The following is a 21,147-nucleotide window of genomic DNA, read 5'->3' on the forward strand; positions in this document are numbered from 1 at the left end:
ACGGACGGGGACCACGCCTCGCGCCACGACAAAGTTGGTGGCGACCTCGACGCAGAGACCGCCATTGTCGCTGTAGGAGGACTTGAACCACTGCGGGAACTTGGTCACGGCGTGCCCTTTCACAACTCGTAGACACAGGCCGCTCGGGCCCACTCATCAGATCGCGCCGAACTCTGCGGCCTTGATGCTCGCCACGAACAAGGAGAACGCATCTGCGGGGAAGTCCAGGATCGGACCAGCCTGGATCTTGGAGTCACGGACAGCGACCCCGCTGTGCGTGACGACCGGGTTGGTGGCGACCTCGATACAGTCGCCGCCGTTGTTGCTGTAGGAGGACTTGAACCACTGCGGGGACTCGATCACGGGGCGCCCTTTCGTAGCTGGTGAAGGCAAGCCGCTCACGCCGAGTCGTCAGAGCGTCCTGAAATCCCCGGCCTTGACACCCGCCACAAAGGAGGCGAACGGGCCGACGGGGACGTCCAGTATCGGACCCGTCGGGTTCTTGGAATCACGGACGGGGACCACGCCTCGCGCCACGACAAAGTTGGTGGCGACCTCGACGCAGACGCCGCCATTGTCGCTGTAGGAGGACTTGAACCAACGGGGAGAGTCGAACGTCGTCACAGGGTGCCCTTTCGAAGCTGTTCGATCATGGCCACGGATGCCGCCTGGGAGAGAGCTTCGGCCTGTAGTTGATGGTAGGCCGTCAGGACAGGCAGCACTGAAGTGATTTCATGATCGAGGTACCCCCGGGTCTGAGACTCCACGTAGCACAACACGGACCGTTCCCTCATCGTCAGCAGGTAGACCGGCAGATTGATGGAGCGTCGCTCCCCTAGGTCATAGGGAGCCACCTGAATCACGGTGTTCGGGAGTGCGGCCAGCTCAACCAGTCGGTCAAGCTGTTCGTTCATGACCTTCGAGCCGCCGACCGGGCGACGGATGCAACTCTCATCCATCACCACGAACAGCATGGGCGGACGGGGCCGAACCAGCGCTTCCTGCCGCTCCACCAGGGATGAAACCCGCTCGGCGGCCTGCTCGGGCGTGATGGCGCCTCGTCGTATGGCACTGTCGGCAAGCACCTGCGTGTACTTCGGTGTTTGCAGGAGGCCAGGGATGATCCCGATGTCGTACAGCCGGATCTCGACTGCGCGGCATTCGTACCCCAGGTACTCGGGGAATCCCTCCAGCAGGGAGCCGTGCTTGATCTCGCGCCATTTCCGCTCGAACAGGTCGCCGGTGCCCAATGCAACGTCAGCACTGCGCGAGAAGCGCAGAGTTGGCACCTTCCGACCAGTTTCAACCGCTGAAATATGCGTACTGGAATATTCCATCCGGCCGGCCAGGTCTTCTTGCTTCCAGCCCTTGCCTTCCCTGGATTTACGCAGATCCGCCCCGTAGGCCGCCTGCGGACTGCTCTCAGGGTTGAGTTCCTTCCGATTGACCAACCTCGCACCAACTTTCCTGCCCCGCATGACACGTTGAACGGTTCCCGACTGTAGGCCACGCTGACTGCTCCTAGTAGTGGAATCGCTACGGAGAGGTACGGCGATGGCCGAAAATGAGACCCCAGCAGACCGCCCGGAGACCGCGCACATCCCAGAACCCGGCACGGTTGTGGTGGACACCAGCCGCGACCGCATTGGCGAGTTCCGAGGCGTCGTCGGCCCCTACTGGTCGCTGCGGCCGATCCTCGGTGGAACCGAGTGGGACGCCGACCCCGCGCGCGTCCGCCCCGCGAGCCCCGCCGAACGGCTCAGCGCCGAGAACGCCCGGGTGAACGCGCGGAGTCGGAGGGCGTTGCTGTGAGCGCCCCGGGCCGATGACCGTCCCGGCGGAGCCCTCGTGCTACTGGGCCGAGGTGCGGGCCGAGGGGCCGGTCCACGGCCGGGGCGAGACAGTGCCGTACGTGCTCGGCACGTTCCGGACGCCCTACCTGGGGCTCGCCCTGCGCTGGCTCCGCCGCGAGGCACTGTGGATCGCGGATCGGCTCGACCCCGACCCCGCGCGCTCGGCGTGGGTGCGGCCCGCGATGCGTACCGCCGCTGTGCCGGTGCCCGACTGTCCCTCGGAACTGCGGGTGTGGGCCACCGATCCGGACGAACAGCACGAGGCACGGGAGGTCGTCAGAGGCGGGCACCCGCTCCACGCCACCTTTCCGGACACGGACTGCACCTATGTCCTGTCCGTCCGGCTGGTCGGGGCCGTCACCCAGCGGCACCCCCTCTTCGTCCTCGCCGACGCCCCCGGACGACCGGCCTCAGATCCGGTACCGCCGAAGCGCCGGAACCGCCGCCGCCAACGCCAGCATCGCCGCCACCACCAGCAAACCGCCGCCCGTCACGGCCGCCCGGGGGCCGAAGGCCGAGCCCGCGGTGCCGTGCAGGACGTCGGCCAGGCGGGGGCCGCCCGCTACGACCACTGTGAAGACGCCCTGCATCCGGCCGCGCATCTCGTCGGTCGCCGCCGAGAGGAGGATCGCGCCCCGGAACACCATGGACACCATGTCCGCGACCCCGGCGACGACAAGGAACGCGACGGCGATCCAGAGGGTCGTGGTCAAGCCGAAACCGGCGATCGCCAGGCCCCACACCACGACCGCGCCGATCACCATCCAGCCGTGCTGCCGCACCCGCGAGAACGTGCCGGAGAGCAGCCCGCCGGCCACCGCCCCGACCGGGATCGCCGCGAACAGCAGGCCAAGGGCGAGACCCTCGCCGTAGGAGCCGTAGGTCTCGGCGGCGAGTTGCGGGAACAGGGCGCGGGGCATGCCGAGGACCATGGCGATGATGTCGGCGAGGAAGGACAGCAACAGCACCTTGTGCAGGGCGATGTAGCGGAAGCCCTCGGCGATCTCCCGGATGCCCGCCCGGCGTTTGGCGACGGCCGTGAGGGGCGGCAGGGCGGGGAGCCGCGCCACCGCCCACACCGCCACGCACAGGGCCATCGCGTCGATCAGATACAGCTCCGCCAGCCCGATCACCGGGATGAGCGCGCCGGCCAGGAGCGGTCCGGCGACCAAGCCGGTCTGCATGACCGTCGTGCCCAGGGCGTTGGCGGCGGCCAGTTCGTCTTCGGGGACCAGCCGGGCGATGGAGGCGTTGCGGGCGGGCGCGTTCAGCCCGAAGAACGCCTGCTGGAGCGCGAGCAGCACCATCAGCACGGCGACGGAGTCGAGCCCGATGAGGGCCTGGATCCAGAAGAGTACGGAGGTCACCGCGATCCCCGCGTTGGTGACCAGCAGGAGCGTGCGGCGGTCCACGGTGTCGGCGATGGCGCCGCCCCACAGCGCGAACACCACCATGGGCAGCAGCCCGGCGAAGCTGGCGTAACCGACCCAGGCCGAGGAACCGGTGAGGTCGTAGACCTGCTTGGGCACGGCCACGGCGGTCAGCTGGCTGCCCACGGCCGTGACGATGGTGGACGCCCACAGCCTGCGGTAGGCGGGGCGGCGCAGCGGGCGGGTGTCCATCGCCCAGCGACGCCGGGTGCGTTCCGGCCGCTTGCGGGACGCCGGGTCGGCCTCCGGTTCCTCGGTGCTGCTCTCGCTGGTGTCCACGGGCTTCCTGGTTGCTAGTTACATCTTTCGAACCAGGTCACTATCGCAGGGCGGGCCCGGCACGGGCGGGGTGTCTCGACCGGCGGTGGTCCTCCTCACGCTCCGGCGATCAGCAGGACGCCGAGGGTGATCATCGTGGCGGCCACGAAGCCGTCCAGGATCCGCCAGGCGGCCGGTTTCGCCAGCCAGCGGCCCAGCAGCCGGGCGCCGAAGCCGAGCGCCGCGAACCAGCACAGGCTCGCGACGACTGCGCCGATACCGAAGGTCCAGCGCAGCTCGCCCCGGTCGGCGGCGACCGAGCCGAGCAGGAACACCGTGTCGAGATAGACATGCGGGTTGAGCCAGGTCAGGGCGAGGCAGGTGAGGACGGCCCGGCGGCGGGAACCAGCGTGTGCGCCGTCGCCGCTCAGGGCGTTCCCGGCGGGGCGGATCACCCGGCGGGCGGCGAGGGCGCCGTAACCGAGCAGGAAGGCGCCGCCGATCCAGGCGACCACCGTCAGCGCCTGCGGCCAGGCCACCACGATCACCCCGACCCCGGCGACGCCGAGCGTGATCAGCAGGGCGTCGGACAGGGCGCAGATGGCGACCACCGCGAGGACCGCGTCCCGGCGTACGCCCTGGCGCAGGACGAAGGCGTTCTGGGCGCCGATCGCGACGATCAGGGAGAGACCGGTGCCGAATCCGGCGGTCGCGGCGGACAGGGCTGGGGGGAGTGCGGCAGACAGTGTCGTGGACAGTGCGGTGGACATGTCTGGGACGCTAAGAGCTGCGATCACCCCGTGTACAGCTAAAGATTCTTACGTATCCTTAGCGCTCGTGAAGGTGAGTGCTCTTGACTGACGACGAATTCAGCGGGACCGGTCTGCCCGATCTCCCCCTCGACCAGGTCCGCACACTGCTCGCGGTGGTGGACGAGGGCACGTTCGACGCGGCTGCGGCAGCGCTGAATGTGACACCGTCGGCGGTCAGTCAGCGGGTGAAGGCGCTGGAGCAGCGCACGGGCCGGGTGCTGCTGATGCGGACGAAGCCGGTGCGGCCCACCGAGTCCGGTGAGGTACTGGTCCGGCTCGCCCGGCAGCTGGCCCGGCTGGAGCGGGACGCGTTCGCCGAGCTGGGCCTGACCCGGGACGGGGAACCGGCCCGCGTGTCGGTCGCCGTGAACGCGGACTCGCTGGCCACCTGGTTCCTCGGCGCCCTGACCCGGCTGCCGCGCGGCGCGGCCCTCGGCTTCGAGCTGTACCGCGAGGGCGAGGACCACACCGCGACCCTGCTGCGGGAGGGCCTGGTGATGGCGGCGGTCACGTCGTCGCCGGACCCGGTGCCGGGCTGTTCGGTACGGCCGCTGGGGCGGATGCGGTACGTGCCCGTGGCCACCCCGGGCTTCGTCGAGCGGGAGTTGCGCGGGCGTCCGCTGCGGGACGCGCTGAGCGTGGCCCCGGTCATCGCCTTCGACCGCCGCGACGACGTCCAGGACGCTTTCGTACGCCGCCTCCATGAGGAGCACGGCGACGGCAGCGGCGGCGCGAGCGGGCTGCGCCACTACGTACCGACGTCGGAGGGGTTCGCCGCGTGTGTCGCCGCCGGGCTCGGCTGGGGACTGGTGCCGGAGGCCCAGGCGGACCCCCTGCTGGCCACCGGCCGGCTGGTCACGCTCCTTCCCGGGCGGACGGTGGACGTCCCGCTGTACTGGCAGCAGTGGAAGCTGGACTCCCCCGCGCTGGCGACGCTCGCCGAGGCGGTCGTCACCACCGCGACCGAAACCCTGCGCGTCTGATCCGGCGTCATGACGTGATCCGAGCAGTCCCCTATATCGCCATAAACCACCCGATACAGTCTTTCCGATGTACGCTCCGGGCACGCCTCCCCCATCCCCTGGAAGGGTCCCCCGTGAGCGTCCGCGTCCGCCGTGTCTACGAAGCCCCCGAACCCGGCGACGGCCTGCGCGTGCTGGTCGACCGGCTGTGGCCGCGCGGGGTGTCCAAGGACGCGGCGCACCTCGACAACTGGCCCAAGGGGCTCACGCCCTCGGACGAACTGCGCCGCTGGTTCCACGCCGGACAGGGCTCGTACGAGGAGTTCGCCCGGCGGTACGAGGCCGAACTGGCCGCGCCCGATGCGGCCGGACTGCTGGACGAGCTGCGCGCGTCGGTGGCGGCGGGCCCGGTGACGCTGCTGACGGCGGCGAAGGAGCCGGAGCACAGCCATGCGGCCGTGCTGCTCCGGCTCCTGACGGATTGAGCCGGAGCAGCACGCCGCCTCAGCCAGCTGTCAACCCGCTGTCAGCCCGTCTGGCCCGCCGCCGATCGGCCCGCCGCGCGGCCCGAGAACAGGCAGCCGCCCAGGAACGTGCCCTCCAGGGCGTTGTATCCGTGCACTCCGCCGCCGCCGAACCCGGCCACCTCACCGGCCGCGTACAGCCCTTCGACGGGCTTCCCGTCGGTACCGAGGGCGCGGGAGTCCAGGTCGGTCTGGATGCCGCCGAGGGTCTTGCGGGTGAGGACGTGCAGCTTGACGCCGACCAGCGGGCCCGCCTCGGGGTCCAGCAGGCGGTGCGGGGTGGCGACCCGGCCGAGGCGGTCGCCGATGTAGCGGCGGGCGTTGCGAATGCCCTGGACCTGGGCGTCCTTGCTGTAGGGGTTGGCCAGCTGGAGGTCACGGGACTCGATCTGGCGGCGCAGCACGGCCGCGTCGAGGAGTGGCTTGTCGGTGAGGGCGTTCATCCGTTCCACGAGCTGTTCCAGGGTGGGCGCGGTGACGAAGTCGGCGCCGCTGCGCAGGAACGCCCGCACCGGGCCGGGCGCCCCCTTGCCGAGCAGCCGGTCGCGCAGTACCGCCTTGCGGTCCTTGGCGGTGATGTCGGGGTTCTGCTCGGAGCCCGACAGCGCGAACTCCTTCTCGATGATCTTCCGGGTGAGGACGAACCAGGAGTGGTCGTACGCCGCGATGTCCTCGGTGGTGCGCAGATGACGCAGGGTGCCGAGGGTGTCGTAGCCGGGCAGGCAGGGGTCGGGCAGACGGCGGCCGAGGGCGTCGAACCACATCGAGGACGGGCCGGGCAGGATGCGGATGCCGTGGCCTGGCCAGACCGGGTCCCAGTTCTGGACGCCCTCGGTGTAGTGCCACATGCGGTCGCGGTTGACCAGGCGGACCCCGGCCTCGGCGCTGATGTCGAGCATCCGGCCGTCGACGTAGGCGGGGACGCCGGTGATCATCCGGGCGGGCGGGGTGCCGAGCCGCTCGGGCCAATGGCGGCGGACGATGTCGTGGTCGGCGCCGATGCCGCCGGAGGTGACGATCACGGCCTGGGCGGTGAGGGCGAACTCGCCGGTCGCCTCGCGGCTGGAGGAGACGCCGCGCGGGGAGTCGTCCTCGGCGAGGAGCGTGCCGCGCACCCCGCGCGCGGCGCCGTCCTCGATGACCAGGGCGTCGACGCGGTGGCGGTGGTGGAAGGTGAGCAGCCCGTCGCGGGCGGCCTGGCGGGCGTACTCCACGAACGGTTCGACCACGCCCGTGCCGGTGCCCCAGGCGATGTGGAAGCGGGGTACGGAGTTGCCGTGGCCGTCGGCGCGCAGATCGCCGCGTTCGGCCCAGCCGACGGTGGGCAGCAGCTTGATGCCGTGCCCGTCCAGCCAGGACCGCTTCTCCCCGGCCGCGAACTCCACGTACGCGCGGGCCCAGCGCACGGCCCAGGAGTCGTCGTCCTCCACCCGGTCGAACCGGGCGCTGCCCTGCCAGTCGTTCCAGGCCAGGTCGAAGGAGTCCTTGATCTTCAGCCGGCGCTGTTCGGGCGAGTCGACCAGGAACAGGCCGCCGAAGGACCAGAACGCCTGGCCGCCCAGGTTGGCCGCGTTCTCCTGGTCGACCAGGGCGACCCGGCGGCCCCGGCTGGTGAGTTCATGCGCGGCGACCAGGCCCGCGAGTCCGGCTCCGACGACGATGACGTCCGCATCCATGACGGCGTTTCCCTTCCCGTGTCTCGTGTCTCGTGTCTCGTACGGGTCATTCGGATCGTGCGGGTGCGTCGCCGCCTTTCGCCAGCAGTGCCGTGAGGAGTTGCTTCAGCCAGGCCCGCGCGCCGTCCACGTCGTGGTCCAGCAGGAGCTGCACGGTGACCCCGTCGTAGGCGGCGACGACCGCGCGGGCGGCGCCCTCGGTGTCGCCGAGGACTGCGGGCAGGGTGGTGTGGCCCCGGGCGCGGCGCAGCCGTTCGGCGATGGCGGCGCGCAGCCGGGCCCGGTGTTCGAGCAGGGTCGCGGCGACGGCCGGGTCCCGGGCGGCGTGCACCAGGAAGTCCGTCTTGACCAGGAGCCAGTCCCGGTCGAGCAGCAGTACGTCGGTGACCCGGTCGACGGCGGCCGGTACGTCGAGTCCGGGCCCGTCCTGGGCGAGCGCCCCGGCGACCTGCTCGGCGATCAGCTCGGCCCGGTCCCGGTAGAGGGCGAAGAACAGTTCGTCGAGGCTGGCGAAGTTGGAGTAGAAGGCGCCCCGGCTGTATCCGGCGGCCTCGCACACCTCCTCGATGGAGACCCGCCCGAACCCCTTCGCGGCGAACACGGCGAACGCGGCGTCGAGCAGGTTCGCCCGGGTCCGCACCCGGCGCCTGGTCACCCGCTGCCGGGGTGCCGCGTCGTCCGCCAACTCGTCAGCCACCATGTCCGCCGGCCACTCCCTCTGCGCCTCCACCTGCCTCCACGCCCGTGGGGCCCACTTGGATACGTGAATGTATCCGATACAGGAATGTATCCAAAGGGTCCGGACGGCACCCGCGGTTCCGAACGGGGCCTGGACGGCCCCGAACATCCAATGGAACATACATTCGATTAAGGAGTACGCTGAGGTCATGACCGCGCACCTCCAGGGCTCCCTCTTCGACCAGACCGACCGGGTGCGGCTGGGCACACTCGACGGGATCCGCCGGACCGTGCTCGGCTCCGGCGCCTGGATCGACGTACTGCCGGGCTGGCTGACCGGCGCCGACACGCTGTTCGGCCAGTTGGAGTCGGCCGTCCCGTGGCGGGCCGAGCGGCGGACGATGTACGACCAGGTGGTGGACGTACCACGGCTGCTCGCGTTCTACCGGCGGGGCGAGACGCTGCCGCATCCGGTGCTGGAGGAGGCGCGGGAGGCGCTGTCCGCGCACTACGCCGACGAGCTGGGCGAGCCGTTCACCACCGCCGGGCTGTGCTTCTACCGCGACGGCCGGGACAGTGTGGCCTGGCACGGCGACCGGATCGGGCGCGGGGCCCGGGAGGACACCATGGTGGCGATCCTTTCCGTGGGCGCCCCGCGCGATCTGCTGCTGCGCCCGGTGCACGGCGGCGGCGACTCGGTGCGGCGGCCCCTGGGCCACGGCGATCTGATCGTGATGGGCGGTTCGTGCCAGCGGACCTGGGAGCACTGCGTACCGAAGACCGCGCGGGCGACGGGAGCGCGCATCAGTGTGCAGTTCCGCCCGCACGGCGTGCGGTGAGGCGCGGCGGGGGACAGGGGGAGAGGCGCAGCGGTGGTGGCTGCCGGAAGGATGTCGGAGGGTGTCGGAGGGGTGTCCTCCTCCCCCGGCCTCCCCGACACTGGCCGCACATGCGCGTCTACCGGGCGGAGGAGTCCATGGCGGCGGCGCAGGGCGAGGGGTCCGAGGGCGAACGGGCTGCGCCCCGGCGCACGGAACTCGACACCCTGCGCGTCCTGGTCGTCATCGGCCTGGTCTTCTTCCACTCCGCCCTGGTCTTCGCCCCGGACAACGACTTCTACGTCAAGAATGCGAACACCGCCGAGGTCGTCACCGTGCTCTCCGGACTCGGCGTGGTGTGGGCGATGCCCATCCTGTTCCTGGTGGCCGGGCTCGGCACCCGGCACTCGCTGCGGCGGCGCGGACCGGGCGGCTTCGCCCGCGAGCGCCTGCTGAGGCTCGGTGTGCCGCTGGTGGCCACCACGCTCGTCCTGACCCCGCTCCCCCAGTGGCTGCGGCTGCGCGCGGCCGACCCCGGCTACCACGAGTCGTATCTCGCCTTCTGGCCGCGTTTTCTGACCGTACGGCTCGATCCGGCGGACTTCCCGTTCGTGCTGGACGGTGAGCATTTCGAGACGGGGCATCTCTGGTTCGTCGTGCTGCTGCTGACGTTCAGCCTGCTGCTCGCGCCCGTCGCCGGGCGGCTGGCCGGTGGGGCCGAGCCGCTGGCCGCCGCCGTGGACCGGCGCCCGGCGCTGCTGCTCCTGCCCGCGCTGCCGCTGGCCGCGCTCGACGCGCTGTACATGGAGGGGGGCTTCGGGGGCTGGAACCGGTGGGCCTATCTGGTGTTCTTCCTGTACGGGTACGCGCTCGCCGACGACCTGCGGATCCGTGCGGCGACCCGGCGGCTGGCCCGGCCGGTCGGCGTACTGGGGCTGCTGCTGTTCGCGGCGACGGCCCCGGGGTTCATGACACTGGACGACCCGCTCACCGACCGGGCGGCGTTCGCCGTGCTGACGCGGGCGCTGTTCGGGGCGGCGGGGTGGTGCTGGGTGGTGGCGATCCTGGGGCTGCTGGACCGGCCGGAGCGGGCGGAGGTGCCGTCGTCGCCGGGCCGGGCTCGGGCGCGGGCGTATCTGGCCGCGGCCGCGCTGCCGGTGTATGTGCTGCACCAGCCGATCGTGGTCGCCGTCGCCTATGGTGTGGTCGGCTGGCCCGCGCCGATGGTGGTGAAGTACACGGCGATCGTGGCCGGGTCGCTGGTGGTGATCTTCGCGGTGTACGAGGTGGGGATCCGGCGGGCGCGGGTGACCCGGTTCCTGCTGGGGATGCGCAGCGGGCCTCCACCAACGCCCGCCGGGTGATCTGCTTTCCTGGTCCGGGCCGGAATTCCTCGTTCCGGCCGGATCTCCCTGTCCTGGTCCCGGTCTTCCGGCCGGGTTTCCCGGTCCCGGCCGGGCGGGGACGCGAGCCTCGGGACGGTCATGCGGGCGGATGTACGGCAGGTCGCGGACGGCACCTATCTGGTGCACGGCGCGCAGACGAACTGGGTGATCCTCACCGAGGGGGACGCGCTCACGCTCGTCGACACCGGCTATCCCGGCGACCGGGAGACATTGCTCGACTCCCTCGCGCAGGTGGGCGGCGCGCCGGAGGCGGTCACGGCCGTACTGATCACACACGCGCACAACGACCATCTCGGTTCGGCCGAGTATCTGCGCGCCCGGTACGGCACGCCGATCCTGTGCCACGCGGCGGAAGTGCCGCACGCGCGGCGGGAGTTCCTGCACCAGGTGGATGTGCGGGACGTGCTGCGCAATGTGTGGCGGCCCGGGGTGCTGCCGTGGTCGCTGCACGCGCTGCGCTGCGGCGGCAAGGCGCACATCCCGGTCGCCGAGCCACAGGCGCTCGCGCTCGGCGGGCCGCTGGATCTGCCGGGCCGGCCCGTGCCCGTGCCGACGCCGGGGCACACGCTGGGGCACTGCGCGTTCCATCTCCCCGCCCGTGGCGCGGTGATCTCCGGTGACGCCCTGGTGACCGGCCATCCGACGTCCCGGGTGCACGGCCCGCAACTGCTGCCCGACATGTTCCACCACGAGCGGGCGGCGGCCCTCGCCTCCCTTGACCATTTCACGGCACTGGACGGCGATCTGGTGCTGCCCGGACATGGTGAGGCACATCGGGGTCCAGTCGCCGAAACGGCCGGGCACGCGCGCGAGAGGGCGCTTTAAGGTCGGGCCATGGCTTTGCAGATCAGTGCCACCAACCCGGAGCACCCCGCGCTCCTGCTCGCGCTCCCCTGGCAGGTGCCGCTGGAGGAGTGGCCCGAGGAACACCTCGTGCCGCTCCCGCGCGGTATCTCCCGGCACGTCGTGCGCTACGCGCGTGCCGGGGACGAGGTGATCGCCGTCAAGGAACTCGCCGAGCGGCCCGCGCTGCGCGAATACGGGCTGCTGCGCGACCTGGACCGGCTCGGCATCCCGGCGGTGGACGCCCTCGCCGTGGTCACCGGGCGCACCGACGGCGCCGGGGAGCCGCTGGAGCCGGTGCTGGTGACCCGGCATCTCGGGGGCTCGCTGCCGTACCGGTCGATGTTCGAGACGACCATGCGCCCGGCGACCATGCACCGGCTGATGGACGCCCTGGCGGTGCTTCTGGTGCGGCTGCATCTGGCCGGTTTCGCGTGGGGTGACTGCTCGCTGTCGAACACCCTGTTCCGGCGGGACGCGGGCGCGTACGCCGCGTATCTCGTGGACGCGGAGACCGGTGAGCTGCATCCGGGCCTGAGCAGCGGGCAGCGGGAGTACGACCTCGATCTCGCGCGCGTCAACATCAGCGGCGAGCTGCTCGATCTGGAGGCGTCGGGGGCGCTGCACCCGTCCGTCGACCCGATCGAGTTCGGCATGGAGATCTGCGCCCGCTACCGGGGCCTGTGGCAGGAGCTGACCCGGGTCTCGGTCTACCCCGCGGGCAAGCACCATCACATGGAGCGCCGGATCCGCCGCCTCAACGACCTCGGCTTCGATGTCGCCGAGATGCAGATCGAGCACTCCCCGGGCGGCGACACGGTCACCTTCGTGCCGAAGGTCGTCGACGCGGGCCACCACCAGCGCCAGCTGCTCCGGCTGACCGGCCTGGACACCGAGGAGAACCAGGCCCGGCGGCTGCTGAACGACCTGGAGAGCTGGATGGCCACCCAGGATGACCATGGTTCCGGCGAACCGGGCGACCCGCTCGCCGCCCGCCCCGAGGTGCTGGCCCACCGCTGGGTCCGCGAGGTCTTCCGCCCTACCGTCCGCGCGGTGCCGCTGGATCTGCGGGGCACGATGGACGCGGCGGAGATCTACCACCAGCTGCTGGAGCATCGCTGGTACATGTCCGAACGCGCCCAGCACGACATCGGCATCGAGACGGCCGTCAAGGACTACATAGATCACATTCTGCCGAGGGCCCGGGAGCTGCCGGGGTTGCCTTGCGACGTGGAGTGAGGCGGGGGGGAGTCGGGGCGCCGCCCCGGGACGGGGCCTCTGGGGGCGGGGGTTCGGCTGACTTCAGCGCACTGAGGCGCCGGGTCGTAGGTGCCGCTCGGCGGTATGGGCGGCGGTGGCGGCAGGCGGCAGGCGGCAGGCGGCAGGCGGCGGAAGGTATCCGTCGGGCGGGGGCGAGCGGCGGACGGCGAGCGGCGGACGGCGGACGGCGGACGGCGGACGGCGGACGGCGGACGGCGGACGGCGAGCGGCGGACGGTAGCCGTCGGGCAACGGTGGGCGGCAGGCAGCGGAAGGCGGCCGTCGGGCAGCGGCGAGTGGCGGGCGCCCGGCACCGGATCACACCGCCGCGCCGGGCGGCAGGCCGCGGCTCACACCGTCGGTACCACCGCCACCGGGCACTCCGCGTGGTGCAGCACGCCGTGGGCGACCGAGCCGATGCGGGCGCCGACGGCGGTACGGCGGGCGCGGCGGCCGACGACCAGGAGCTGGGTGCCGCGGGCCAGCGACAGCAGGACCTGACCCGCGCTGCCCATCTCCACGTGCTCGATGACGTGCACGCCGGGGAAGCGCTCGCGCCAGGGCCGCAGTGCCTCGGCGAGGGCCTGCCGCTCGTACGGCTCGGGGCCGCCCGCTTCGTCCAGGAGCTTCAGGGAGGCGGGGTTGTAGGAATAGACGGGCGGCAGGGTCCAGGCGCGTACCGCGCGGACGCTCGCGCCGCGGGCCGCGGCCGTGGTGAAGGCGAACTCCAGGACGGCGGCGCTGTCCTCGGGGGTGCCCTCCTGGCCGACCACGATCTCGTGCCCGGCGACTTCCGCCGTCGGCCGGTCACCGGCCCGGACGAGGACCACGGGCCGGGTGGCCTCGGCGATCACCTGCTGGCCGACGGACCCGATCAGGAAGCCCACCACCTGACCGTGGCCCCGCGAGCCCAGCACCAGCAGCTCGGCGTCCCGCGCGGCGGCGACCAGCGTGTCCGCAGGAACGCCCTCGGTGACTTCGACGGACACCTTCAGTCCGGTATGCCGCCCGGTGACGCCGCGCACCGCCTCCTCCACGGCCTCGCGCGCCCAGCGTGCCTGCTCGTCGCGGTCCCCGGCGATCACCGCGTGCTCCTCGTGCCGCCAGGCGTGCACGACCCGCAGCGCGAGATCGCGCCGGACGGCCTCCCGCGCGGCCCAGGCGAGCGCCGCCAGGCTCTCGTCCGATCCGTCCACCCCTGCCGTGACCGGGCGCGTCATCCGGCTGCCTCCTTCTGTCGAGATCACGAACGTGGCCCCCAGTCTTCCCCACGACGGCCGTCGCACCCGACACGGGGAGCGCGGGCGCCGGAAGCAGACCCCGCGTACGCCCTGAATCGACAGCCGGGCGTACCCGCGCGAAGCGGGGCGATCGAACATACGATGGGCGGGAACCGGCGCGGTCGGACAGGTTCGCCGCGCGGGGATCGTGATCCGCTCGGGGTGGGAGAGGTATGGCACAGGCCGCCGATACGGCGCGGACCGTCATCATGACCGTCGACGACGATCCGGGGGTCTCGCGCGCCGTCGCCCGCGACCTCCGGCGGCGCTACGGCGAGTCGTACCGGATCGTCCGCGCGGAGTCCGGCGAGTCGGCGCTGGGCGCGCTGCGGGAGCTGAAGCTCCGCGGCGACCTGGTGGCCGTGATCCTCGCCGACTACCGGATGCCGCAGATGAACGGCATCGAGTTCCTGGAACAGGCCCTGGACGTGTACCCGGGCGCACGGCGCGTGCTGCTGACGGCGTACGCGGACACCAGCGCCGCCATCGACGCGATCAACGTCGTCGACCTGGACCACTATCTCCTCAAGCCCTGGGACCCGCCGGAGGAGAAGCTCTACCCGGTCCTGGACGATCTGCTCACGGCGTGGCGCTCCAGCGACTACAGGCCCGTGCCCAGCACCAAGGTCGTCGGGCACCGCTTCTCGGCCCGTTCCTCGGACGCGCGCGAGTTCCTGGCCCGCAACCAGGTGCCGTACCGCTGGTACTCGGCGGACGAGCCGGAGGGGCAGCGGCTGCTGGCCGCCGCAGGCGCGGACGGGCGGCGGCTGCCGCTGGTCATCACGCCCGACGGGGAGACGATGATCGAGCCGGACGCGCCGGAGCTGGCCGCGAAGGTGGGCCTCGCCACCACCCCGGCGGCCGACTTCTACGACCTGGTGGTGATCGGCGGCGGCCCGGCCGGGCTGGGCGCGGCCGTCTACGGGGCGTCGGAGGGGCTGCGCACGGTGCTGGTGGAGCGGGAGGCGACCGGTGGCCAGGCCGGGCAGTCGTCCCGCATCGAGAACTACCTGGGCTTCCCCGACGGCGTGTCGGGGGCGCAGCTCACCGACCGGGCGCGGCGGCAGGCGGCGAAGTTCGGCGCCGAGATCCTCACCGCGCGGGAGGTGACCGGCCTGGAGGTCAACGGGGCGGCGCGTACCGTGCGGTTCGCCGACGGTACGCAGATCGCCGCGCACAGCGTGATCCTGGCGACCGGCGTGTCGTACCGCCAGCTGCGGGCGCCCGGCCTGCCCGATCTGACCGGCTGCGGGGTGTTCTACGGGTCGGCGCTGACCGAGGCCGCGGCCTGCCAGGGGCATGATGTGTACATCGTGGGCGGCGCCAATTCGGCGGGGCAGGCGGCGATGTATCTCGCGCGCGGGGCGAAGTCCGTGACGCTGCTGGTGCGCGGCCCGGATCTGACCGCGTCGATGTCGCACTATCTGATCCAGCAGGTCAACGAGGCGCCGAACATCTCCGTGCGCTGCAACACGGTGGTGGACTCGGCGCACGGCGGCGCGGAGCTGGAGCAGCTCACGCTGCGCGATGTGGCGACCGGGGGCAGTGAACTCGTCGACGCGAAGTGGCTGTTCGTGTTCATCGGCGCGGCGCCGCTGACGGACTGGCTGGCCGGGTCGGTACTGCGCGACGAGCGCGGCTTCATCCTCGCCGGGCCCGATCTGACCCCCGACGGGCGGCCCCCGGCGGACTGGGAGCTGGACCGGCCGCCGTACCACCTGGAGACCAACATCCCGGGTGTGTTCGTGGCGGGCGACGCGCGGGCGGAGTCCGCGAAGCGGGTCGCGTCGGCGGTCGGTGAGGGCGCCATGGCCGTGATGCTCGTCCACCGGTATCTGGAGCAGTCATGAGCGGCGACCACCAGGCAGTCATGAGCAGCCACCATCAGGACGGCCCAGGCGATCAGCACGATCAGCACGATCAGGACGGTCAGGAGCGGTCATGAGCGGAGTTCCGCAGCCGTGCAGTCCGCAGGAGATCAGCACGCTCTTCCTGTTCGAGAAGCTCAGCCCCGAGCAGCTCGGGCGGCTGTGCGGCGAGGGGCGGGTGGAGCGGTTCGAGCCGGGCCATGTGTACGCCGAGGGCGACCCGGCGACCTGCTTCTACGTGATGCTCGAGGGCACGGTCGTGCTGTCGCGCAAGGTCGGCGCCGACGACGTGGAGGTCATCCGCACCTCGCAGCGCGGGGTGTACGCGGGTGCCATGCAGGCGTACATCGGCGAGGACCGGGTGGCGCAGGTCTACAACAACGCGATGCGGGTGACCGAGCCGACCCGGTTCTTCGTGCTGCCCGCGGAGACGTTCGCGAGTGTCATGCACGAGTGGTTCCCGATGGCCGTCCATCTGCTGGAGGGGCTGTTCTTCGGGTCGAAGAACAGCCAGCGGGTGATCGGGCAGCGGGAGCGGCTGCTGGCGCTGGGCTCCCTGTCCGCGGGCCTCACCCATGAGCTGAACAACCCCGCCGCGGCGGCCGTGCGGGCCACCTCCACGCTGCGGGAGCGGGTCGCGAAGATGCGGCACAAGCTCGCCGTGATCTCCGCCGGGCCGTACACGCGCGAGGCGCTGACCGGGCTCATCGAGATCCAGGAGCGCACGGCCGAGCGGGTCGCGAAGGCGCCGACGCTGAGCCCGCTGGAGGCGGCCGACCGCGAGGACGAGCTGTCCGACTGGCTCGACGCCCACGGCATCGAGGACGGCTGGCGGCTCGCCCCCACCTTCGTCCAGGCCGGGCTCGACACGGACTGGCTGGACCAGGTGCAGGCGGCCGTGGAACCGGAGATCCTCTCCGGCGCGATCGGCTGGCTCAACTACACGGTCGAGACCGAGCTGCTGATGTGCGAGATCGAGGACTCCACCAACCGCATCTCCCATCTGGTCGACGCGGCCAAGCAGTACTCCCAGCTGGACCGGGCCCCGTACCGGATGGCCGATGTGCACGAACTCCTCGACAGCACCCTGGTGATGCTCAGCGGCAAGATCGGGCAGCGGATCAAGGTCGTCAAGGAGTACGACCGGACGCTCCCGGAGATTCCCGCGTATCCGGCGGAGCTGAACCAGGTGTGGACCAACCTGATCGACAACGCCGTCGGCGCGATCGGCAGCGCGGGCGGGGACGGCACGCTGACCGTGCGGACGGCGAAGGACGGGGACCGGCTGCTGGTGGAGTTCCAGGACACCGGGCCGGGGGTGGCGCCGGAGATCAAGGACCGGATCTTCGATCCGTTCTTCACCACCAAGCCGGTCGGTGAGGGCACCGGGCTCGGGCTCGACATCTCCTGGCGGATCGTGGTCAACAAGCACCACGGGAGTCTGCTGGTCGAGTCGGTGCCGGGGGACACCCGGTTCCGGGTGCTGCTGCCGCTGACCGGCGAGGACGACGAGACACCGGAGGAATCCGTATGACTGTGACCGGAGTCGACCCGAGTGTGGCGCCCAGCGGGGACGGGTGCGTGGACTGTGACGCGGTCGGCGGGTGGTGGTTCCATCTGCGGCGGTGTGCGCAGTGCGGGCATGTGGGGTGCTGTGACTCGTCGCCCGCGCAGCACGCGACCGCGCATTTCGAGGCGACGGGGCATCCGCTGGTGCGGAGCTTCGAGCCGGGTGAGGGGTGGTTCTGGAACTACGCGACGTCCGAGCTGTTCGACTCGGGGCCGGAGTTGGCTCCGCCGGTGAGTCATCCGGTGGGGCAGCCGACGCCTGGGCCGGCGGGGCGGGTGCCGGATGACTGGGCTCGGGGGTTGCATCAGTGACGGCGGTTTGAGCGCCCATGGCTCGGGGGGGTGCGGTTGAGGGGCGGGTGCGGGTTGTCTGTGGCTGGTCGCGCAGTTCCCCGCGCCCCTGAGGGCGATGGGGTCGGGGGCGTTGTCGGTGGGCGTTCGTTGGGGTGGGGCGTGCCGTCCCGTGGCCCTGAGGGCGGCGGAGTCGGCGGCGTCATCGGGGGGCGTTCGTTGGGGTGGGGTGCGTGGTCGCGTGGGCCTGGCGGTGATGGAGTCGGGGGTGTTGTCAGGGGGCGGTGGCAGGATGGGGGGCATGTCGTACGCCTCTTCTGTCGCCACGCCCCTTGTGGGGAGGGATGACGAGCTGTCCCGGCTGTCCGGGGTGCTCGGGCGGGCCCGGGGTGGGCAGGCGTGGGCCGTGCTGGTTGGCGGGGATGCCGGGGTGGGCAAGACCCGGCTGCTGGAGGAGGTTGCCGGGCGGGCCGCGCGGGACGGGATGACCGTGCTCATGGGGCACTGCGTGGATCTGGGGGACGTGGGGCTGCCGTATCTGCCGTTCACGGAGATGCTGGGCGCGCTGGCCGGTGACGAGCGGTTCGCCGCGGTGCTGGCCGGTCATCCCGTCGCCGGGCGGCTGCTCGGCGGCGGGGCCGACGACCAGGCGGACGCGCGGGAGCGGTCGGGCGGGGGGCGGCTGCGGCTGTTCGAGGGGATGGCCGCGCTGCTGGCGGAGCTGGCCGAGCGGGCGCCGCTGCTGCTCGTCCTGGAGGATCTGCACTGGGCCGATCAGTCGTCGCGGGACCTGCTGAGGTTCCTGCTGAGCCGGGGCGTTCTCCAGCGGGCGGCGGGCGGCGCCCCCACCCACCGGCTCGCGGTGCTGGCGTCGTACCGCGCGGACGATCTGCACCGCCGTCACCCGCTGCGCCCGCTCCTCGCCGAGCTGGTGCGGCTGCCGTCGGTGGAGCGGCTGGAGCTGCGGCCCATGCCCGACGCCGAGGTGGCCACGCTGGTGCGCGGGCTGCGGGGGCTGCGCGGGGGGCCGCTGCCGGACACCACACTGCGCCGGATCGTGGAGCGCGCCGAGGGCAACGCCTTCTACGCGGAGGAGTTGCTCGCGGCCACCGGCTCCGGGGACGGCGGCGTGCCCAGCGGGCTGGCGGACGTCCTGCTCATCCGGTTCGAGGAGCTGTCCGACATCGCGCAGCAGGTGCTGCGCACGGCGTCGGTGGCCGGGCGGCGGGTGGCGCACGACACGCTGCGCGCGGCGGTCGGGCTGCCGGACGACGTGCTGGAGGAGGCGTTGCGGGAGGCGGTCGGGCGGCAGTTGCTGCTGCCGGGCGACGACGACACGTACGCCTTCCGGCACGCCCTCGCGCGGGAGGCGGTCTACGCCGATCTGCTGCCGGGCGAGCGGTCCCGGCTGCACGGCGCGTTCGCCCGGGTGCTCGCGGCCCGGGGACGTACGGCGGAGAGCGCCGCCGAGCGGGCCCATCACTCCCGGGAGAGCCATGACCTGGCCGAGGCGTTCGCCGCGTCGCTGGAGGCGGCCGATCACGCCCGGCGGGTGGGCGCGCCCGCCGAGGAGCTGCGGCATCTGGAGGCCGTGCTGGAGCTGTGGTCGGCGGTGGACGCGGACGCCCGGCCGTCGGGTGAGAGCGTCGACCGGATCGCGCTGACGCTGCGCGCGTCGGCAGCCGCCGCGCACGCCGGGGACGGGCACCGGGCGGTGTCCCTGGCGCGCGGCGCGGTCGCCGGGGTCGGGCAGGACGCGGACTCGGAACTGGCCGCGCGGGTGCGCTACACCCTGGCCGGGAATCTGATGCGCGTCGACCACATGGCGTCCGCGTTCGCCTACAGCAGTGAGGCGCTGGAGCTGATCCCGGCCGACCCACCGTCACCGACGTGGGTGTGGGCGGCGGCCACGCATGTGTCGACGGCCCGCATGGTGGGTGACAGCCGGGCGGCGCTGGAGATCGGGCGCAGGGCGCTGCCGGTCGCCGAGCGGCTGGGCCTCGCCGACGCCCGCGCTGATCTGCTGATCTCCCTGGTGGCGTTCGAGGGCGGGCGGCGTACCCCGGAGGGCATGGAGCGGCTCAAGGAGGCCCGTGAGCTGGCCCGCGCGGCGGGCAACACGCCGGTGGAGATGCGGGCGCTGTTCAATCTCGCGGTCGGGAGTTTCGAGAGCGGCGAGCTGGAAGGGTGTCTTCCGTGGGTGGCCGAGGGCCTGGACCGGGCCCGCCGGGCGGGCATGCTGTCCTCGCCGTACCCGCTGGAGATGCGCTATCTCCAGCTGCTGGTGCTGTACACGCTGGGGCGGTGGGACGCGTGTCTGGCCGCGGCGCGCGTCGACAGCGAGCTGCTGGCGTCGGCGGGTGCCTACACGATGGCGCCCGCGCTGTATGTGCGGCTCGCGCGCGGTGAGACCGACGCGGTGGAGGAGGCGGCGGTCGCCCTGCTGCGGGGGCCGTTCGACTGGATGGCGCATCTGGTGGCGGCGAGCGCGCTGATCGGGGCGGCGGCCCAGCGCGGTGACGCCGAGGAGGCGGTGGCGCGGGCGCGGTCCATGGTCGAGGCGCTGACGGACGAGGCGGGCACCCCGCCCGACGCGTCGGTCCGGCTCGCCGCGCTGGCCCTGTCGGCGGTCTCCGACCGGGCCGTAGTGCTGCGGCGCGGCGGGGACACGGCCGGGGTCGCGCACTGGACGCGGATCGCGACGGAGCTGGTCGAGCTGGCCAGGTTCACGGCCGAGCACGGCGAGGTGGGCGTCCCGCAGGGCCCGGAGGGTATGGCCTGGCTGGCCCGCGCGGAGGCCGACCTGGCACGGACGGCCACCGGCCCGGACCCGGCGCTGTGGGAGAAGGCGGTCGCGGCCTTCGGCTTCGGCGATGTCTACGAGCGGGCCCGCTGCCGGCTGCGGCTGGCGGAGGCGCTGCTGGTCGCCGAGCGGCGCGAGGAGGCGGCGGAGCAGGCACGGGCGGCGCGGGAGACCGCGGTGACGCTCGACGCGACGGTGCTGCTTGGCGAGGCGGACACGCTGATCCGCCGGGGACGGCTCCTGCACGGCGGGTCGGCCGGGCCGGCCGCGACCGCCGGTACATCCGGTGCGTCCGGTGCGTCCGATGCCTCTGGTACGTCGCCGCTGACGGCCCGTGAGCGGGAGGTGCTGCGGCTGCTCGCCCTCGGCCGCAGCAACCGGCAGATCGGCGAGGAGCTGTTCATCACCGGCAAGACGGCGAGCGTGCATGTCTCCAACATCCTCGCCAAACTGGGCGCGGCAAGCCGCACGGAGGCGGTGGCGGTCGCGTATCAGCGGGGGCTGATCACACCGAACCGCACCATCTCCGGCTAGGGCGGCGGTGCGTCGGCGCCGGGTCCCGCTCCGGTCAGAAGCGGTCCGGGCCAGGCCGACAGCGCCCGGGGGCGGCTCCGGTCAGGACCAGTCCGGGCGAGGCGGGAAGGGCCGGGGCCACCCCGGTCAGGAGCAGCCCTGGCCAAGCCGACAGCGCCCGGGGGCCGCCCCGGTCAGGAGCCGTCCAGGCGAGGCGGCAAGGGTTGGGGCCGCCCGGTCAGGAGCAGGCTTGGCCAAGCCGACAGCGCCCGAGGGCCGCCCCGCTCAGGAGCCGTCCAGGCGA

Annotated in this window: 20 protein-coding genes; 11 read left to right on the forward strand and 9 right to left on the reverse strand. The window is 72.3% G+C overall.

What is annotated here, in order from left to right:
• From ACFRFC_RS20485 to ACFRFC_RS20500, 4 genes are all read right to left on the reverse strand, one after another.
• A partial coding sequence (locus ACFRFC_RS20485; protein WP_383112648.1) for a DUF397 domain-containing protein occupies positions 1–108 on the reverse strand: 108 nt, incomplete at its 3' end.
• A 48-nt stretch (positions 109–156) separates the two neighbouring features.
• The gene (locus ACFRFC_RS20490) at positions 157–363 is read right to left on the reverse strand and encodes a DUF397 domain-containing protein (RefSeq protein ID WP_382679203.1); all 207 of its coding nucleotides are present in this window, start codon (positions 361–363) and stop codon (positions 157–159) included.
• A gap of 48 nt (positions 364–411) precedes the next feature.
• Positions 412–624 (reverse strand): DUF397 domain-containing protein, encoded by a 213-nt coding sequence (locus ACFRFC_RS20495; protein WP_382679200.1) that lies wholly within the window; start codon positions 622–624, stop codon positions 412–414.
• A complete protein-coding gene (locus ACFRFC_RS20500) occupies positions 621–1,451 on the reverse strand; it encodes a Scr1 family TA system antitoxin-like transcriptional regulator (RefSeq protein ID WP_382679196.1) in 831 nt (276 codons plus the stop codon). Before ACFRFC_RS20500 ends, ACFRFC_RS20495 begins: the two co-directional genes overlap by 4 nt.
• 103 nt (positions 1,452–1,554) lie before the next feature.
• Here ACFRFC_RS20500 and ACFRFC_RS20505 point away from each other — a divergent pair, with 103 nt between their 5' ends.
• Positions 1,555–1,812 carry a hypothetical protein gene (locus ACFRFC_RS20505; RefSeq protein WP_382679193.1) on the forward strand — a complete coding sequence of 86 codons (258 nt, stop codon included), beginning with the start codon at positions 1,555–1,557 and terminating at the stop codon, positions 1,810–1,812.
• 451 nt (positions 1,813–2,263) lie between these two features.
• Here the strand turns inward: ACFRFC_RS20505 and ACFRFC_RS20510 are convergent, their stop codons facing one another.
• On the reverse strand, positions 2,264–3,562 hold the full coding sequence (locus ACFRFC_RS20510) for an MFS transporter (RefSeq protein ID WP_382679190.1): 1,299 nt from the start codon (positions 3,560–3,562) through the stop codon (positions 2,264–2,266).
• A gap of 95 nt (positions 3,563–3,657) precedes the next feature.
• Positions 3,658–4,311, reverse strand: a complete 654-nt coding sequence (locus ACFRFC_RS20515; RefSeq protein WP_382679187.1) for a LysE/ArgO family amino acid transporter — start codon at positions 4,309–4,311, stop codon at positions 3,658–3,660.
• A gap of 83 nt (positions 4,312–4,394) precedes the next feature.
• On the opposite strand from ACFRFC_RS20515, the gene ACFRFC_RS20520 reads away from it, so the two are divergent.
• Both ACFRFC_RS20520 and ACFRFC_RS20525 read left to right on the forward strand, forming a co-directional pair.
• Entirely contained in the window at positions 4,395–5,336 is a 942-nt protein-coding gene (locus ACFRFC_RS20520) for a LysR family transcriptional regulator ArgP (RefSeq protein ID WP_382679184.1), read from the forward strand.
• A 113-nt stretch (positions 5,337–5,449) separates the two neighbouring features.
• Complete coding sequence (locus ACFRFC_RS20525; protein WP_382679181.1) at positions 5,450–5,800, forward strand: DUF488 domain-containing protein; 351 nt, start codon at positions 5,450–5,452, stop codon at positions 5,798–5,800.
• Positions 5,801–5,841: 41 nt separating this feature from the next.
• Here ACFRFC_RS20525 and ACFRFC_RS20530 read toward each other — a convergent pair whose 3' ends face one another.
• Positions 5,842–7,515, reverse strand: a complete 1,674-nt coding sequence (locus ACFRFC_RS20530; protein WP_382679178.1) for an FAD-binding dehydrogenase — start codon at positions 7,513–7,515, stop codon at positions 5,842–5,844.
• A 46-nt stretch (positions 7,516–7,561) separates the two neighbouring features.
• Positions 7,562–8,215 (reverse strand): TetR/AcrR family transcriptional regulator, encoded by a 654-nt coding sequence (locus ACFRFC_RS20535; protein ID WP_382679175.1) that lies wholly within the window; start codon positions 8,213–8,215, stop codon positions 7,562–7,564.
• Between the two features lie 187 nt (positions 8,216–8,402).
• Between ACFRFC_RS20535 and ACFRFC_RS20540 the strand changes: the two genes are divergently transcribed.
• From ACFRFC_RS20540 to ACFRFC_RS20555, 4 genes are all read left to right on the forward strand, one after another.
• Positions 8,403–9,032, forward strand: a complete 630-nt coding sequence (locus tag ACFRFC_RS20540; protein ID WP_382679172.1) for an alpha-ketoglutarate-dependent dioxygenase AlkB — start codon at positions 8,403–8,405, stop codon at positions 9,030–9,032.
• A 110-nt stretch (positions 9,033–9,142) separates the two neighbouring features.
• Positions 9,143–10,375, forward strand: a complete 1,233-nt coding sequence (locus ACFRFC_RS20545; RefSeq protein ID WP_382679169.1) for an acyltransferase — start codon at positions 9,143–9,145, stop codon at positions 10,373–10,375.
• Between the two features lie 120 nt (positions 10,376–10,495).
• Positions 10,496–11,242 carry an MBL fold metallo-hydrolase gene (locus ACFRFC_RS20550; protein WP_382679165.1) on the forward strand — a complete coding sequence of 249 codons (747 nt, stop codon included), beginning with the start codon at positions 10,496–10,498 and terminating at the stop codon, positions 11,240–11,242.
• Between the two features lie 9 nt (positions 11,243–11,251).
• A complete protein-coding gene (locus ACFRFC_RS20555; RefSeq protein ID WP_382679162.1) occupies positions 11,252–12,499 on the forward strand; it encodes a DUF4032 domain-containing protein in 1,248 nt (415 codons plus the stop codon).
• 370 nt (positions 12,500–12,869) lie between these two features.
• On the opposite strand, the gene ACFRFC_RS20560 is transcribed toward ACFRFC_RS20555, so the two are convergent.
• The gene (locus tag ACFRFC_RS20560) at positions 12,870–13,739 is read right to left on the reverse strand and encodes a universal stress protein (RefSeq protein WP_382679159.1); all 870 of its coding nucleotides are present in this window, start codon (positions 13,737–13,739) and stop codon (positions 12,870–12,872) included.
• A 233-nt stretch (positions 13,740–13,972) separates the two neighbouring features.
• Here ACFRFC_RS20560 and ACFRFC_RS20565 point away from each other — a divergent pair, with 233 nt between their 5' ends.
• The 4 genes from ACFRFC_RS20565 (at position 13,973) to ACFRFC_RS20580 (ending at position 20,864) form a co-directional block, all read left to right on the forward strand.
• Entirely contained in the window at positions 13,973–15,649 is a 1,677-nt protein-coding gene (locus tag ACFRFC_RS20565) for an FAD-dependent oxidoreductase (RefSeq protein ID WP_382679156.1), read from the forward strand.
• A 91-nt stretch (positions 15,650–15,740) separates the two neighbouring features.
• Positions 15,741–17,201: an ATP-binding protein gene (locus ACFRFC_RS20570; protein ID WP_382679153.1), complete on the forward strand. Its 1,461-nt coding sequence runs from the start codon at positions 15,741–15,743 to the stop codon at positions 17,199–17,201.
• Positions 17,198–17,548: a UBP-type zinc finger domain-containing protein gene (locus ACFRFC_RS20575; RefSeq protein WP_382679150.1), complete on the forward strand. Its 351-nt coding sequence runs from the start codon at positions 17,198–17,200 to the stop codon at positions 17,546–17,548. The genes ACFRFC_RS20570 and ACFRFC_RS20575 overlap by 4 nt, the downstream gene beginning before the upstream one ends.
• A gap of 280 nt (positions 17,549–17,828) precedes the next feature.
• Complete coding sequence (locus ACFRFC_RS20580; RefSeq protein WP_382679147.1) at positions 17,829–20,864, forward strand: AAA family ATPase; 3,036 nt, start codon at positions 17,829–17,831, stop codon at positions 20,862–20,864.
• The last annotated feature ends 283 nt before the right edge of the window (positions 20,865–21,147 follow it).

The organism is Streptomyces sp. NPDC056734, assembly GCF_042790455.1.
Classification (GTDB): Bacteria; Actinomycetota; Actinomycetes; order Streptomycetales; family Streptomycetaceae; genus Streptomyces.